The 14,776-nt window shown below is 37.7% G+C and carries 11 protein-coding genes, 7 tRNA genes and 1 other RNA gene; 15 read left to right on the top strand and 4 right to left on the bottom strand.

Going from position 1 to position 14,776, the window contains the following annotated elements; genetic code table 11:
• Nucleotides 1-1,245: a beta-ketoacyl-ACP synthase II gene (gene fabF, locus H6W52_RS08060; protein ID WP_116097698.1), complete on the bottom strand. Its 1,245-nt coding sequence runs from the start codon at nt 1,243-1,245 to the stop codon at nt 1-3.
• A gap of 35 nt (nt 1,246-1,280) precedes the next feature.
• The gene (locus H6W52_RS08055) at nt 1,281-1,520 is read right to left on the bottom strand and encodes an acyl carrier protein (RefSeq protein ID WP_002976354.1); all 240 of its coding nucleotides are present in this window, start codon (nt 1,518-1,520) and stop codon (nt 1,281-1,283) included.
• A gap of 301 nt (nt 1,521-1,821) precedes the next feature.
• Between H6W52_RS08055 and H6W52_RS08050 the strand changes: the two genes are divergently transcribed.
• Nucleotides 1,822-2,319, top strand: a complete 498-nt coding sequence (locus tag H6W52_RS08050; RefSeq protein WP_116097696.1) for a thermonuclease family protein — start codon at nt 1,822-1,824, stop codon at nt 2,317-2,319.
• Nucleotides 2,320-2,360: 41 nt separating this feature from the next.
• Here the strand turns inward: H6W52_RS08050 and ssrA are convergent.
• Both ssrA and H6W52_RS08040 read right to left on the bottom strand, forming a co-directional pair.
• Nucleotides 2,361-2,762, bottom strand: a transfer-messenger RNA (tmRNA) gene (gene ssrA / locus H6W52_RS08045).
• A 394-nt stretch (nt 2,763-3,156) separates the two neighbouring features.
• Nucleotides 3,157-6,984: a T9SS type B sorting domain-containing protein gene (locus H6W52_RS08040; RefSeq protein ID WP_116097694.1), complete on the bottom strand. Its 3,828-nt coding sequence runs from the start codon at nt 6,982-6,984 to the stop codon at nt 3,157-3,159.
• A 351-nt stretch (nt 6,985-7,335) separates the two neighbouring features.
• Here H6W52_RS08040 and rpsU point away from each other — a divergent pair, with 351 nt between their 5' ends.
• The 14 genes from rpsU (at nt 7,336) to H6W52_RS07970 (ending at nt 14,676) form a co-directional block, all read left to right on the top strand.
• A complete protein-coding gene (gene rpsU, locus H6W52_RS08035) occupies nt 7,336-7,533 on the top strand; it encodes a 30S ribosomal protein S21 (protein ID WP_062697349.1) in 198 nt (65 codons plus the stop codon).
• A gap of 81 nt (nt 7,534-7,614) precedes the next feature.
• Entirely contained in the window at nt 7,615-8,502 is an 888-nt protein-coding gene (locus H6W52_RS08030; protein WP_116097744.1) for a tyrosine-type recombinase/integrase, read from the top strand.
• Complete coding sequence (locus H6W52_RS08025; protein WP_116097692.1) at nt 8,499-8,789, top strand: HPF/RaiA family ribosome-associated protein; 291 nt, start codon at nt 8,499-8,501, stop codon at nt 8,787-8,789. Before H6W52_RS08030 ends, H6W52_RS08025 begins: the two co-directional genes overlap by 4 nt.
• 109 nt (nt 8,790-8,898) lie before the next feature.
• Nucleotides 8,899-8,972 (top strand) — tRNA-Thr (locus H6W52_RS08020).
• A gap of 19 nt (nt 8,973-8,991) precedes the next feature.
• A tRNA-Tyr gene (locus tag H6W52_RS08015) sits at nt 8,992-9,072 on the top strand.
• An 84-nt stretch (nt 9,073-9,156) separates the two neighbouring features.
• Nucleotides 9,157-9,229 (top strand) — tRNA-Gly (locus tag H6W52_RS08010).
• A 90-nt stretch (nt 9,230-9,319) separates the two neighbouring features.
• A tRNA-Thr gene (locus H6W52_RS08005) sits at nt 9,320-9,393 on the top strand.
• 19 nt (nt 9,394-9,412) lie between these two features.
• Nucleotides 9,413-9,493, top strand: a tRNA-Tyr gene (locus tag H6W52_RS08000).
• 84 nt (nt 9,494-9,577) lie between these two features.
• Nucleotides 9,578-9,650: transfer RNA gene (locus tag H6W52_RS07995), tRNA-Gly, on the top strand.
• Nucleotides 9,651-9,690: 40 nt separating this feature from the next.
• Nucleotides 9,691-9,762, top strand: a tRNA-Thr gene (locus tag H6W52_RS07990).
• A 290-nt stretch (nt 9,763-10,052) separates the two neighbouring features.
• Nucleotides 10,053-10,733 (top strand): response regulator transcription factor, encoded by a 681-nt coding sequence (locus H6W52_RS07985; protein WP_116097690.1) that lies wholly within the window; start codon nt 10,053-10,055, stop codon nt 10,731-10,733.
• A gap of 1 nt (nt 10,734) precedes the next feature.
• The gene (locus tag H6W52_RS07980) at nt 10,735-12,099 is read left to right on the top strand and encodes an ATP-binding protein (protein ID WP_116097688.1); all 1,365 of its coding nucleotides are present in this window, start codon (nt 10,735-10,737) and stop codon (nt 12,097-12,099) included.
• A 247-nt stretch (nt 12,100-12,346) separates the two neighbouring features.
• Complete coding sequence (locus H6W52_RS07975) at nt 12,347-13,588, top strand: TolC family protein (RefSeq protein WP_116097686.1); 1,242 nt, start codon at nt 12,347-12,349, stop codon at nt 13,586-13,588.
• Between the two features lie 2 nt (nt 13,589-13,590).
• Nucleotides 13,591-14,676: an efflux RND transporter periplasmic adaptor subunit gene (locus H6W52_RS07970; RefSeq protein ID WP_116097684.1), complete on the top strand. Its 1,086-nt coding sequence runs from the start codon at nt 13,591-13,593 to the stop codon at nt 14,674-14,676.
• Nucleotides 14,677-14,776: the final 100 nt, after the last annotated feature.

Here is a 14,776-nt window from a genome sequence, read left to right as displayed (position 1 = left end):
TTAGATTTTCTTAAATAGAACGCAGGCATTGTGCCCACCAAACCCAAAAGTATTACTCATGGCTACTTTTACATCTTTCTTAGCAGCTTCGTTGAATGTAAAATTCAGTCTGCTATCGATATTTTCATCATCAGTAAAATGGTTGATGGTAGGAGGAACAATACCATGAATAATAGTTCCCAACGCAGCAATAGCTTCAATAACTCCTGCAGCACCCAAAAGGTGGCCGGTCATTGATTTTGTAGAATTAATCTGAATATCGAAAGCGTGTTCTCCCAATAATTTTGAAATGGCATTAGATTCTGCAATGTCTCCTAATGGAGTAGATGTACCATGCATATTGATGTGATCTACTTCATCAGCAGTTAATCCTGCATCTTCCAAACAGTTCTTCATTACGAGATAAGCGCCTAAACCTTCAGGATGAGGTGCTGTCATGTGATGTGCATCTGCACTCAGACCGCCGCCTTTTAATTCTGCGTAAATTGTAGCACCACGTTTTACGGCGTGCTCATATTCTTCAAGAATGATACATCCTGCTCCTTCCCCAAGAACAAATCCATCTCTGTCTTTGTCGAAAGGTCTTGAAGCTGTTTTCGGATCATCATTTCTTGTAGAAAGTGCCATCATTGCATTGAAACCACCGACACCACTTGCTGTAACGGCTGCTTCTGAGCCTCCACACACAATAACGTCTGCTTTTCCAAGCTGGATCAGCATTTTGGAATCAATTAAAGCGTTTGCTGAAGACGCACATGCAGAAACAGTAGTGTAATTCGGACCATGGAAACCATATTCTATAGAAATATGTCCCGGAGTGATGTCTGCAATCATTTTAGGAATAAAGAATGGGTTGAATCTCGGAATTTCCGTATTTGCCCATCCTAAAACTTCAGTCTCAAAAGTCTCTAAACCTCCTATACCTGAACCCCAGATTACTCCGACTCTGTTTTTGCCTACGTTATCTTCAATAATTCTTGAGTGGGTTACTGCTTCTCTTGCAGCAACAAGCCCAAGTTGTGTATTTCTATCCATTTTTTTAGCCTCTTTCTTGTCGAAATGGTCTAATGGATTGAAATTTTTAACTTCGCAAGCGAACTTAGTTTTAAAGTTTGTGGCATCAAAAAGAGTAATAGGAGCAGCACCGCTCTCACCTTTCACAAGATTTTCCCAGTATTCTTTTGCATTATTTCCAATTGGTGTTATTGCTCCAAAACCGGTTACAACTACTCTTTTTAATTCCATAAACTTTGTTTAATTTTCTTATTTGTTGAAGAATATTATTTATTTACTACTTCTTCGATATAAGCGATAGCGTGTCCTACAGTAGTAATTTTTTCTGCTTGATCATCAGGGATTTGAATGTTGAATTCTTTTTCAAATTCCATGATAAGTTCAACTGTATCCAAAGAATCAGCTCCTAAATCGTTAGTGAAGCTAGCTTCTGGAGTTACTTCTGTTTCTTCAACGTCAAGCTTATCAGCGATGATAGCTTTTACTCTTGATGCAATGTCTGACATAGTAAATTTTTTTTTAATTGTTAGATGGTGCAAATATATAAAATTCTTTACGATAAAACATTTTTTTAGTCTTTTTTGTGGTTTACAGAAGAGTATTTTGTAATTTGTAGGTTTATTGTTTTCGTTTTCAGGGGTTTATATTTTAACGTTTCATTGTCTTGTTTAAGTTTATTATTCGTGAGTTTTTTTGTTCAATATATAATCTGTCTAATTAGGCTTTCTAAAAATCATTTTTTTATCACAAGGTTCTATAATTACTACTTTTGCAGCTCATTTATTACTTTAAATATTCTTTATTTTCATGAGAAAAATCCTTTTTATCCAGTTTCTTTTATTCTCAATATTTATTTTTTCACAGACGGAAGGTAAAGTAATTAGGATAAAAGACGGCGATACGGTAGTTGTGTTATTATCCGACAATACCGAGGAAACTTTAAGGCTTGCGGAAGTCGATTGCCCTGAAAAAGGTCAGGCTTTTGGTAAAAATTCCAAACAATTTACCAGTGATGCTGTATTTGGCAAAAAAGTTACATTTTACAGAACGGCAAAAGACCGATACAAAAGAACTGTTGCCAAAATTTTTTATGATCATAACAAATATCTTTCCGAAGAAATCATAAAGGCAGGTTTCGGATGGTGGTATTTTAAAGCCTCTAAGAATATTGATCTGCAAAAGTTACAGGATACCGCCAAAGCAAAAAAGCTTGGTTTGTGGATGGATAAGAATGCGGTTTCGCCTTGGGAATACCGAAAGAGCAGGAGTAAGAAGGTTGCGGGCAATAAAACTAAAACTCTTTAATATTTGAAAAATAAAAAAGAGACTGCTGAAAACAATCTCTTTTGTGGAGTTGGAGGGATTCGAACCCTCGTCCAAACAAGCAATACATAAGCTTTCTACATGCTTATTCTGCTATTGGTTTTCGACGGGAAGCAGAGAGCAGACACCCAACTTCCAGCTTATCTTCTGAGGTTTTCGAGCTTTAGCCGAAGCGTCTAAAGCCTTATTTCCGCATTCCTATATCCCAGAATCAAACGCCGCAGAACAGAGCATTTGTGGAATATCTTGCTCCCTTACTAAAATCTTCGGGGAAACGCTTGATCTACTATACTTCGATATTAAGCTGCAAGAGCGAACTCTTCGTTGCCAGTTAAAATTTTGTAGCAAGGGATTATAGAGATCGCGCTACGGTTCTCTGCATGCTTACTTACCCATTGACCTTGCTGTCGAAACCAGTCAACCCCATAAATAAAGTGAATGCAAAGATAACACTTTTATTCAAATTCAGTTCATATTCTTTCAGTCATTTTAATAATGGGATTTCATGTATTTTATTTGAAGCTTTATCCTGCTTTCCGTTGCAATTCCTCATTACGCGGCTCCGCTTCGCTCCGCCGCTCCATTCCGGGATTTTCTCTACAATCAGGGCTAGGATAGAAGTGGGTAGTGTAAATGATAGGCAAAAAAAAACTTTTAAGCAAAGAACAAAAGTCTGAACAGCAAAAAAATAACCCTCAAAAAACAAAAAGTGCCGGAAAAAACCCGACACTTCTATAATTCATCTAAATCCTTTCCTCAATTTTAATCTCAATCTCAATCTCAATCTCAATCTTAATCTCAATCTTAACTCCAACCTCATCAATCCCTGTTCTTCAAAAGAATCCATCCCGAAAGCTGAACAGGCTTTTTAATGATTTTATCTTCCCACTGTAATTTATACCAGTACGTTCCTGTAGGAAGAGGTCTTCCGATGTATTTTCCGTCCCAGATCGGCGTTTTAGTGGTCGGTCGGAAAACTTCTTTTCCGTATCGGTCGAAAATGCCCCCTTCAAAATTTCCGTATTTGCTGATCTCGCTGAAATCAATCACATCATTGCTTCCGTCACTGTTCGGAGTAATAACGTTTGCCATAAAGAACGTATAATATTCTGCCGTGGTATCGCAGGTTGCTCCTCTGTTTCTTACCCTTATCGAATATTTTGTGTTTTTTAGTACCTGAAAAGTGTTGGAAGCCTGCCACGTTACGCCTCCGTCTATGGAATACTCTATAGGTACATTTCCGTTATTTTGTACAATAATCGTTAAAAATGGATCTTTGTAAGTGATTTCTTTAATTTGAGGAGTTACAATATATCCTACTGTTGCAGTAAACGTTTTAGAACAGACTCCGTTACTGATGGTTACCGAATAGGTTCCCGCGGTGTCTACGTTGATGGTTTGAGAAGTTGCTCCGGTATTCCATGAATAAGAGTAATTCGGACCGCTTCCTGCATCCAGAATACCTTTGTCACCCTTACAGATCTCAATATTTTTTAGCGTAGAAACAATTTCCGGAACAACCGTGATGGTAATTGTAGCAGGAGTCGTCGCAGAACAGCCGTTTGTTCCGATTCCTGTTACCGTATAAGTTGTGGTGGTTGTCGGGGAAACAATCTGTGTGTTGCCGTTTCCTGTTAATCCCGTCCATGTGTACGTTGCAGCGCCAATTGCTGTAAGAGCTATAGATTCACCTTTACAGATTGATATTTTTGGTGCCGAAACGCTGATGATCGGCGCTGTGATATTTTTAATAACCGTTACAGAACCTTGTTTTACGCATCCGTTGGAAGTCGGGCTTGTAATCGTTAAAGTATAAGTTCCTGAATTATTAACAACCGGTGTTAACGTATTGGCTCCGGAAACAATATTTCCCCCACCTGCAGCGGTCCATAAGAAAGTAGATCCGGGTTGATAAACAGAAGTCGTTGCGTTTAAAGTAACCTGAGCATTTGTACAGTTAATTTCTGCCGGAGGATTAATATTAATGACGATGGCCGGATCCATTGTCACGGTTACAGATCTTGTATATTGACAACCGTCCGGCGTAGTTACCGTTACTGTATAAATTCCGGAAGCATTTACTGTGGTTGTGGCAGTTGTGGCTCCGTTTGACCATGAAAAAGTATTTCCCGTTCCGTTTGCACTAGCTGTTAAAACGGTTGAAGCACCTTCGCAGAAATTTAAATTTCCGGAAATCTGAACATTCGGATCTGTTCCCTGAGTGATCGTAACGGAAACAGGATCGCTTGTGCAGGTTCCGTTATTATAGGTTAAAGTATAGGTTCCCGGAGCAGATACGCTGATCGACTGTGTCGTTGCACCGTTTGACCATGTGTTTCCTGTTGCTGAACCCGAAGTAAGGGTAACAGGATTGTTGTTACAGATTACATTCGATGAAGCAGTAATTGTCGGAATTGGTTTTACATTAACAATTAATTGTAATTCTGCAATTTTCGAACACGAGCCTGATTTTACCAAAACATAAATCGTAGCATTTCCTGAAATATAAGCCGAAGGATTTGCAATCGTATTGCTGTTTCCGGCCAATGCATCCGCCTGATTCAGATAATAACTGAATGTTACTCCTGTCGTTGTACTGATGTTCGGTTGCGCTGATGTTAAATTAAATGTTCCGGTATTGTTATTTGAACAGACACTTAAAGATGAATTTTGTACAACAGGCACTGCTCCCTGAACTACTGTCACAGATTTTGTGTACTGGCAGTTGGCAGGAGTATTTACAGTCACCGTATAAGTTCCCGGCGTTGAAACTGAAATTGAATTTCCTATGGCACCTGTAGACCATGAATATGTATTTCCTGTTCCGTTAGACGTTGCTGTTAAGGTTGTCGGAGACCCGCAGACAATTAAATTTCCCATAATCTGAGGATTTGGATCGCTTTCTGCGGTTAATGTTACTGAAACCGGCGCACTTGTACATATTCCGTTGGTGTTGGTTAAAGAATAAGTTCCTCCGGATGTAACGGTGATGGATTGTGTTGTTGCTCCGGTAGACCATGTATTTCCGGTTGGAACACTTGAAGTAAGCGTTACATTTCCGCCAAAACAGATCGTCAAAGATGAACTTGTAATCGTTGGAGAGGCAAGCTGGGTTACATTGAGCTGAAGTGAAACTACTTTGGAACATGTAGCTGTTTTTACTCTTACATAAACGGTTGCGTTTCCTGATGGGTAAGCCGTGGGCGTCGCAATGGTATTTGTATTCCCGGCAATGGCATCTGCCTGATTCACATAATAATCAAAAGTAATTCCTGAAGTCGTACTGATGTTGGGTTGTGCGGTTGTTAAATTAAAAATTGCTGTACTTGTACTGGAGCAATTGGTTAAAGTCGCATTTTGAGCAACAGGAACCGCGCCCTGTACAACTGTTACGGATTTTGTGTATTGACAGTTCGCCGGAGTTTTTACGGTTACTATATACGTTCCGGGAGCAGTTACGGTAATTGAAGGAGTTGTAGCTCCGGTAGACCATGAATAGGTGTTTCCTGTTCCCGTTGAAGTTGCAGTAAGGATCGTGGAAGTATTTTCACACAATGTCAGATTTCCGCTGATCTGAGCATTTGGATCTGTGTCCTGGGTGATGGTAACGGAAGCTTGTGGACTTGTACAGATTCCGTTGCTGCTCGTTAAAGTATAGTTTCCGGGTGTAGTTACAGTAATGGACTGAGTCGTCGCTCCTGTAGACCATGTGTTGCCTGTCGCATTGTTCGATGTTAAAGTAACATTTCCGTTAGGACATAACTTTGTGGAGGATGCAGTTATAGATGCCGTTATACTTTTGTCTTTAAAAACGATAGCATTCGTTTGTTTACAGGAGTTAATAGAATTATTCGGATTATTCGGATCCTGATAGCTTATATTATAGTAGTACGTAGTTCCTGTATTGACTGTAATAGGTGTGGTGATAGGATTTGTTCCCGTAGCTGCGTTGTTCGCTGTACTGTAATAGGAAACATAAAAATTAGGATTTCCATTCAATATTCCCGCAGATAATGAGCTGAAGTTGAATGTTGCAGAACTTCCGCAAATATTTATTTCTCTCGGAGAACTTGCCGTTGATCCCGGATTTCCCGGTGGTATAAAAGGATTGGGAGCTATCGTGGAATTGGTGAATGGTGAAACGAAAGTTGCCGTTCCTCCCCATGTTAAATTAAAGGTGTAAACTGTTGTAGACCAGTTGTCTATGTATAAATAGTATGTCTCACCCGCCACGACATCCATATATTTACAGTAAGGATCTGTATTTCCTGCGCCGGATGAGGTGTTGGTATTCGTCATGTTCATCCCTGTATTGGTATAATATCCGGAAGCGTTACATCTTACCGGAGTTCCTCTGTTGGAGCAGGTTACATTCGGTCCGTAAATCGCCCAGTCATAATCCACCGGTCCGGTAGGAGCGAGGTCAAAAGTAAGCGTTCCGCTGGTGGCGATCGTAAATTTATACCAAACCGAGTGGTTCTCGTAAGAAAGGCATCCTCCCAGAGTTTCATTGGTGTTGCCGATTCCTACAGGAGTATAATTAATGCCCGAATTTCCGCAGACGGTAATGGCGGAAACGCAATCTTCCTGTGAAAACACAAAAACAGGAAAGAGCATTACGATAGAAAAGAGTAATTTTTTAAGCATGTTGAAGGGAATATGGTTTTACTCGAAATAAATCAAAACTTAGATTCTGTAGGCTGTGAAAGCAGAAAAGTCCTTATAAAAAAGGAGTAATGGGATAGGATCATAGCTGTTTGGTTTTAAGCAGTTTAATATAATTTGCAAATCTAAATAAATAAAGAATGCAAAACCATATAATTTGTTGGATAATTTTTTATAAATACACTTAAATTATTACGAATAAAATGTTAAATGCTTTTATTAATAAATTATTTTGAAAATTTAAGTTGCATGATTTTAAAGATTTTTATTGAATAAAGTTTTGCGGTTTCATAAATAATGATTACTTTTGCAATCCAAAATGAGATGTAATATATGTTAATAATTCCAGTAAAAGACGGAGAGTCTATCGACAGAGCATTAAAAAAATATAAAAGAAAATTTGATAAAACGGGTACAGTTCGTCAGTTAAGAGCTAGACAACAATTTATCAAGCCTTCTGTAACTTTAAGACAAGCTAGATTAAAGGCTGCTCACAAGCAAAGAAATCTTAGCAAAGAAGAACAGGCTTAAGAATTTTCTTACACACATACTAAATTCACTCTTTAAATGTTTATATTTGAAGAGTGAATTTTTGTTTTTATATACTAAATGATGCTGGACAAATTCCTGGAATATTTACAGTTCGAGAAGAGATATTCTCCTCACACCATTACAAGCTACCGAAAAGACCTTGAAGATTTTTCCCATTTCTTCCTGAAGACAGAAGCTTCGGAAGATATTTCCAAAGCCGACAAAAAAATAATCAGAAATTTTATCGTAGAGCTGAGCGAAAATGATATTTCCAAACGGAGTATCAATAGAAAATTGTCTTCGCTTCGAAGCTTTTACCTATTTCTTTTAAAAATTGGTGAAATAAAAATTTCTCCCACAGAAAGTATTTCTTCATTAAAATTTTATCCCGAAAAGCAGATTCCGATATCAAAAGAAGAAATGCAAACACTTAATGATCAGGTTTTTGAAGAAATTAACGATATTCTGGATAAATGTATCGTTGAGGTGCTTTATCAGACGGGAATCCGGAAAGCAGAGCTTTGTGGTATGACTTTTGAAAATGTAAACCTTAGCGGAAACGAACTGAAAATAATAGGAAAGGGAAACAAAGAAAGATACATCCCCATCTCCGGAGAACTTTCGGATCTGCTTAAAAGTTATTTGAAAATAAGGAAACCACTGCCTGAACATGATTTATATTTTTTTGTCAATACCAAAGGCAAAAAACTCACTGAAAAATTTGTTTATGTGGTCGTTAATAAGTACCTTAGTCTTGTAACAACAAAAGAAAAAAGAAGTCCTCACATCCTTCGTCACAGCTTTGCTACACACGTTTTGGATAATGGGGCAGAGATCTCTAAAGTAAAAAAAATATTAGGACATTCCAGCCTTGCAAGTACTCAAGTCTACACGAATGCCAATATTGAACAATTGAAAAAAGTGTTTAATCGGGCTCATCCAAGAGCCTCAAAAAATGACGAATTATGAAGATCACAGTACAATCAATTGGTTTAACTCCACACGAACCACTAGAATCACACATTGAAAAAAAAGTAAGCAAACTGGATACTTTTTATGACAAAATTCAGGAGTGTAAAATATTTTTAAAAGTAGAAAACAACTCGGATAAAGCAAACAAAACTGCCGAGATTATTCTGTCGGTTCCGGGAGACGATATTGTAGTAAAGAAGACCTCTGCAAGTTTTGAAGAAAGTTTAGACCTATGCGTTGATACTGCTAAAAAGCTATTAATCAAGAAAAAAGAAATGGCTTAGAAAAAAAAGTTAAAAAAAGTTATTAAAAAATTTGAGAATTCAAAAAATCCGTTCTATATTTGCACTCGCAAAAAGGGAACAGCGATCTTTTGAATTCTTTTTTAATAATGCTTCCATAGCTCAGTTGGCCAGAGCACGTGATTTGTAATCTCGGGGTCGTGGGTTCGAATCCCTCTGGAAGCTCAATTAATATAAAATATCTGGGGAGATTCCAGAGTGGCTAAATGGGACTGACTGTAACTCAGTTGCTTCGGCTTCGTAGGTTCGAATCCTGCTCTCCCCACATTTTATATTAGAAAAAAGTTGCACAAATAAAGGATTTTTCTTAAGTTTGCACAGCGTTACCAATAATTTTGGAAACAAAATTGCGGAAGTAGCTCAGTTGGTAGAGCGTCAGCCTTCCAAGCTGAATGTCGCGGGTTCGACCCCCGTCTTCCGCTCAAATATCACACTCGTAAAAAGCGTGATTTTTTACTACTGAAATGGTGTAGAGTAGAGTTTCTCACAACGTTCAGTCCATGTATTAAAATGCTTCCATAGCTCAGTTGGCCAGAGCACGTGATTTGTAATCTCGGGGTCGTGGGTTCGAATCCCTCTGGAAGCTCAATTAATATAAAATATCTGGGGAGATTCCAGAGTGGCTAAATGGGACTGACTGTAACTCAGTTGCTTCGGCTTCGTAGGTTCGAATCCTGCTCTCCCCACATTTTATATTAGAAAAAAGTTGCACAAATAAAGGATTTTTCTTAAGTTTGCACAGCGTTACCAATAATTTTGGAAACAAAATTGCGGAAGTAGCTCAGTTGGTAGAGCGTCAGCCTTCCAAGCTGAATGTCGCGGGTTCGACCCCCGTCTTCCGCTCAATAAAAATCACGCTTTCTGGTGTGATTTTTTATTTTAAGCCGACTTAGCTCAGCGGTAGAGTGCTTCCTTGGTAAGGAAGAGGTCACGGGTTCAAGTCCCGTAGTTGGCTCTCATTTTATCCCGATTTCTTCGGGATTTTTTTATGTCTTTATTTCATGTCTGAAATTTGTCTGAAATTTTAAAAACTCTCGGGAAAATTAAAAATAGCGAGACTTACCTTCTAGATTCTGTTAAACACTCTGCATAAAAAAGCAATTCGAATTCGTTTGATTTTTCAGGATAAAAATTTTCAGAAGCATTCAATACAAATCTTAAAATTCAATTAAAAGTAATTCCTCCCTCATTCAATTTCTTTACAATCACCAAAAATTTCGTTACATTCGTATAAAATAATTTTCGATGAACATTCTTTTATTGGAAGACGATTTAATTCTTTCAGCGGAACTTTGCAAATTTCTGGAGTCAAATAATTTTACCTGCGATAAAATCTACGACGGTGAAACATTTCTTCGCCAGATCAGGAACAGTTCCTACGATTTGTATCTTCTGGACATCAATGTTCCGAAAATTAACGGACTGGACGTTTGTCAGACCATCCGTTCTTTCGATAAAAACACGCCCATCATTATTATTTCGGCTTACGGAGACCTTTCGGATAAAAAAGACGCCTTTACCCGTTTGGCGGATGATTATCTGGTAAAACCGTTTCAGTTTGAGGAATTATTGTTGCGCATGAATTCTTTGCTGAGAAGAAAAGCGCCTTCTGAGAATATGGATCAGGAAATTATCAGAATCGATGATCTGATAGTAAATAAAACCGAACAGAAAGTCTATCGTGGCGGAAATGAAATCAATCTTACCCTGAAAGAATTTCAGTTGTTGGTTTATCTTGCCGAAGCGCAGGGAAGAACGGTTTCCAAGCAGCAGATCACGGAACACGTTTGGGAACATAATTTTAATACGAACACCAATACCGTGGAAGTCTACATCAATTTTTTACGAAAGAAGATCGATAAAGATTTTAAAGTAAAACTTATCCACACCCGTTCCGGTTTCGGATATTATCTAAGCCCGTTATAGAATGTCTCTAAAAAGGAAGATCGCGCTCAATCTCAGTATTGCCTTTTCATTGCTTTTTGCTATTGTAATGGTAGTTATTTATATGTCTTTTAATGATTTCCGCAGAGAAGAATTCAAAGAAAGATTCAGGCAGAGACTGGAGTTCACTTCCCATTTCATTGCCAAGTCTAAAGATTTTGAAGAAGAAGCGCCTGTCTTTTTTAATGAAAATTCAGATAACATTCTTTTAAATGAAACCATATTAATTTTTAATGGGCAGAAAGAATTGATCTACAGTACCATTAAAGACCGCAATGTAACCTGGGATAATGAACTTTTGAAAGAACTCGACGAAAAAAAAGTAATCTATTCCGAAAAGACGGTTCCTGAAATTTATGCGGCATTAAGAACCATCAACGGAGAAAACTATTATATTTTAACAAGTGCTTTCGACACCAACGGAAAATCAAAACTGGCGTATCTTAAGTATCTTTTAATAACAGCTTATGTGATGAGTGCGCTTCTCATCGGTTTTTTCAGTTATTATTTCATGGGGCAGTTTTTAAAACCTCTGGAAGATCTTAATCAGGAAATTTCTGAAGTTACGGCACATAAATTAACAACACAGATTCCGGTTCGTAATTCTAATGATGAGATTGATGTTCTGGCAAAATCGTTTAACACAATGATTGGGAGGCTGGACGACGTTTTCCAGTCGCAGAAAGATTTTACCGCAAGTGCTTCTCACGAAATACGGACTCCTATTACAAGAATGGCTTTTCAGCTTGAAAATTTAATAAAATTCGGGCAGCATTCTCCTGAAACTTTATCTTCCTTACGGCAGATTCAAAGGGATGTGTATCAGCTTTCGGATCTTACCAATTCACTTTTGCTGCTTACCAAATTCGACAGGGAAAATATCCAAAGTATTTACGAAGAAGTGAGAATTGATGAAGTCATTTTCGAATCTTTTGAAGCGGTTGAAAAAAGCTATCCGAAATTAAAACTGGATTTTCTTATTTCCGAAGATACTTCTGAAGATGCACTTTTAACCATTAAAGGAATTCAGTCTTTACTCGATATTGTTTTCATCAACTTATTTAAAAATGCAGCCATCTATTCCGATGATGTGGAAGTGGATGTATTGATTAAAGAAAATGACGAACATCTGATTGTTGATGTCATTTCCCATGGAAACACCATTCCGAAAGAAGAACAGACAAAACTTTTTGAAGCCTTTAAAAGAGGAAAAAATTCTCAGAATATTTCAGGTTCCGGATTGGGTTTAAGAATCGTTAAACGAATTCTCGAATATCACGGCGCTAAAATTACCTATACTTCTCCTGCAGATCTCCTTAATAAGTTCAGTGTGATTTTTGTGAAATAATTTTTTAAATTAATCTAAAAACATTTACGTAGTTCGGTTCTTGCGAACGAAAATATTCCCCAAAATTTTAAATAAATCTTTGCAATCTTAGCGTTTACATGAGTTGAATTGATACTATAATGAACTCATAACTTAATTTAAATGAGAGAATTATGGATTGTTGCTTAACAAATTTAATTTTTTTTTAAGCATTCTTTAAGAGCATTTTAATAGCAGAAAGGCATTTTTGTATCATAAAATCAATAAAATGAACAAATTTGCAGGGCTGTTCATCGTCATTTCCTCATTCATGACGGCACAACAGCAAATGTCGCTTCGGGATTGCGAAGAAGCTTTCCAGAAGAACAATTTACAACTGCTCGCCGAACAGTACAACATCAACATGGCTGATGCAGATATTTTGCAGGCTAAAATCTGGGAACTTCCGCAGTTAAGCGGACAAATCAATGCTTACAACCCCGAAGACAGAAAAGTTTTCGATGCGGGACATGCAAAAGGAGCGCAGGTAACCCAGTTAATTTACATGGGGGGCAAAAAAAAGAATGAAATTGCCTTCGCAAAATCCAATAAGGAACTGGCGCAGCTTCAGTTTGCCCAGCTTTTGGTAGATCTCAAATCCCAGCTTCGTTCCACTTACTTTGAACTTTACTACGAAAAGCTAAAACTCGACAATACCAATAAGCAATTGGGTTACATGAACGATCTTCTGGCTGCCTACAAAATACAGTCTGCCAAAGGAAATGTTTCGCTGAAAGATGAAGTCCGATTACAGAGTATTGTCATTCAGTTAAATAACGATAAAGTAGGAATCAATAAAAATATTCTTGAATTTGAACAGACTCTGAAACTTCTTACAGGAGTTACTGAAGATATAGAACCGCAGCTTTCCGATTCCGAAGCGAAAGAAATTCTTGCCGCTCAGCCTTTTGGCGACGAAACGGAACTTCAGAAAAAAGCACTCGAAAACAATGCCGATTATCAATATAATTTAAAATTAATCGACAACAGTAAACTGTATGCACAATGGCAGAAATCTTTAAACGTTCCTGATCTTAATCTCGGAGCAGGGTGGGATCAGAATGGCGGAACCTTCAAAAATGAAGTTAATCTGATGGTCGGAATTCCTCTTCCGCTTTGGAAATCCAATAAAGGAAATGTGGATAAAGCCAATTTTGCCATTCAGCAGAATCAGAAAAATGCAGAATTTCAGAAACTGAATCTCGAAACAAAAGTACAGTCGGCTTACAAAATATGGAAAACACAATACGATCAGCTCAGCCAGATTAAATCTACCGATCTTAATAATATGGAACTGGTCTACAACGGGATGCTGAATAATTTCAGGAAAGGCAACATCAGTCTTATTGAATTTACAGACTTTATGGACAGTTACCGCGAAACGGCACTTCAGATTTATGATATGAAAAATGGGATCATGCAGTCTGCAGAACAATTGAATCAACTAGTACAAACGAAAATCTTCTATTAAACATGAAAAATTATATAATTCCGGTAATGATTGCCCTGTCTGTTTTATCCTGCTCCAAAAAAGAGGAAGAAGCAAAACCGCAGGCAAAAAAAGGTTTTGAACTGAGCAACACGATGCTGAATTCAATCGATTTAGCAAAAGTTGAAAAAAAATATATAGAAGACGATTACAATTTCTACGGAAAGATTTCAGCAGACAAAAACAGCTACATCGATGTCTATCCTTTGGTCGGCGGAAATGTTTTAAGCGTTAATGTTGAACTGGGCGATCATGTAACGAAAGGTCAGGTTCTCGCCACCATACGAAGTACAGAATTGGCGGAAGTGCAGAAAGATGTGAGCGATGCAAAAACAGATTTGGTCGTTGCTCAGAACAATCTTCGCGTTGCCAAAGAAATGTACGAAGGAAAACTGAATACCGAAAGAGACGTTCTGGAAGCCAAAAGCCAGCTTCAGAAAGCACAGGATCAGTTGCAGCGGGCAAGTGCAGTGAGTACAGTGTATAATGTAAAAAAAGGAAATATCTACAGCGTTGTTGCGCCAATCAGCGGATATATTGTGCAGAAAAACATCAATAAGGATATGCAGCTCAGAAGCGACCGAAGCGATAATATTTTTGATGTCGCCAATACCACCAACGTTTGGGCAATCATGAACGTGAATGAATCTGATATTGATAAAATCAGCCTCGGAATGAAAGCACAGGTTTCCACATTATCGTATCCGGATAAGGTTTTTGATGGAAAGATTGATAAAATTTTCAAAATCATTGATCCTCAAACCAATGCGATGCAGGCGAGAGTAGTACTTGATAATCAGGATGGATTATTGATTCCGGAAAGCAAAGCAACGATAAAAGTAACAAGTTCGGAGAATAAAACTGCACTTACAGTTCCTTCCAAAGCCGTGATTTTTGATGACAACAGAAGTTTTGTGGTGATCTATAAATCCAGAACCGACGTAAAAGTGAAAGAAATAAAAGTTCTGAAACAGGTAGGAGACATTACCTATGTTTCCGAAGGTTTATCCGAGGGAGAACAGGTAATCACAAACAATCAGTTGTTGATTTATCGCTCTTTGAATAGCTGATTTTATTTAAACCATTAAGATTTAATTAAGAAGCTAAGTTGAATAAAGAGAATATCTAAAAAATTAGTATTTCAGCTTATCAATCTTGCTTGCAAATCTC

This window comes from Chryseobacterium sp. C2(2020) (assembly GCF_014218915.1).
Lineage (GTDB): Bacteria > Bacteroidota > Bacteroidia > Flavobacteriales > Weeksellaceae > Chryseobacterium > Chryseobacterium mucoviscidosis.
This window is presented reverse-complemented; position numbering and strand designations above follow the sequence as displayed.

Bases quoted from the DNA above. Each gene is read 5' to 3' on its own strand.
- rpsU (WP_062697349.1), top strand. From the start codon at position 7,336: ATGTTAATAATTCCAGTAAAAGACGGAGAGTCTATCGACAGAGCATTA.
- H6W52_RS07975 (WP_116097686.1), top strand. From the start codon at position 12,347: ATGAACAAATTTGCAGGGCTGTTCATCGTCATTTCCTCATTCATGACG.
- H6W52_RS08030 (WP_116097744.1), top strand. From the start codon at position 7,615: ATGCTGGACAAATTCCTGGAATATTTACAGTTCGAGAAGAGATATTCT.
- H6W52_RS07970 (WP_116097684.1), top strand. From the start codon at position 13,591: ATGAAAAATTATATAATTCCGGTAATGATTGCCCTGTCTGTTTTATCC.
- H6W52_RS07985 (WP_116097690.1), top strand. From the start codon at position 10,053: ATGAACATTCTTTTATTGGAAGACGATTTAATTCTTTCAGCGGAACTT.
- H6W52_RS08040 (WP_116097694.1), bottom strand. From the start codon at position 6,984: ATGCTTAAAAAATTACTCTTTTCTATCGTAATGCTCTTTCCTGTTTTT.
- H6W52_RS08025 (WP_116097692.1), top strand. From the start codon at position 8,499: ATGAAGATCACAGTACAATCAATTGGTTTAACTCCACACGAACCACTA.
- H6W52_RS08050 (WP_116097696.1), top strand. From the start codon at position 1,822: ATGAGAAAAATCCTTTTTATCCAGTTTCTTTTATTCTCAATATTTATT.
- H6W52_RS07980 (WP_116097688.1), top strand. From the start codon at position 10,735: ATGTCTCTAAAAAGGAAGATCGCGCTCAATCTCAGTATTGCCTTTTCA.
- H6W52_RS08055 (WP_002976354.1), bottom strand. From the start codon at position 1,520: ATGTCAGACATTGCATCAAGAGTAAAAGCTATCATCGCTGATAAGCTT.
- fabF (WP_116097698.1), bottom strand. From the start codon at position 1,245: ATGGAATTAAAAAGAGTAGTTGTAACCGGTTTTGGAGCAATAACACCA.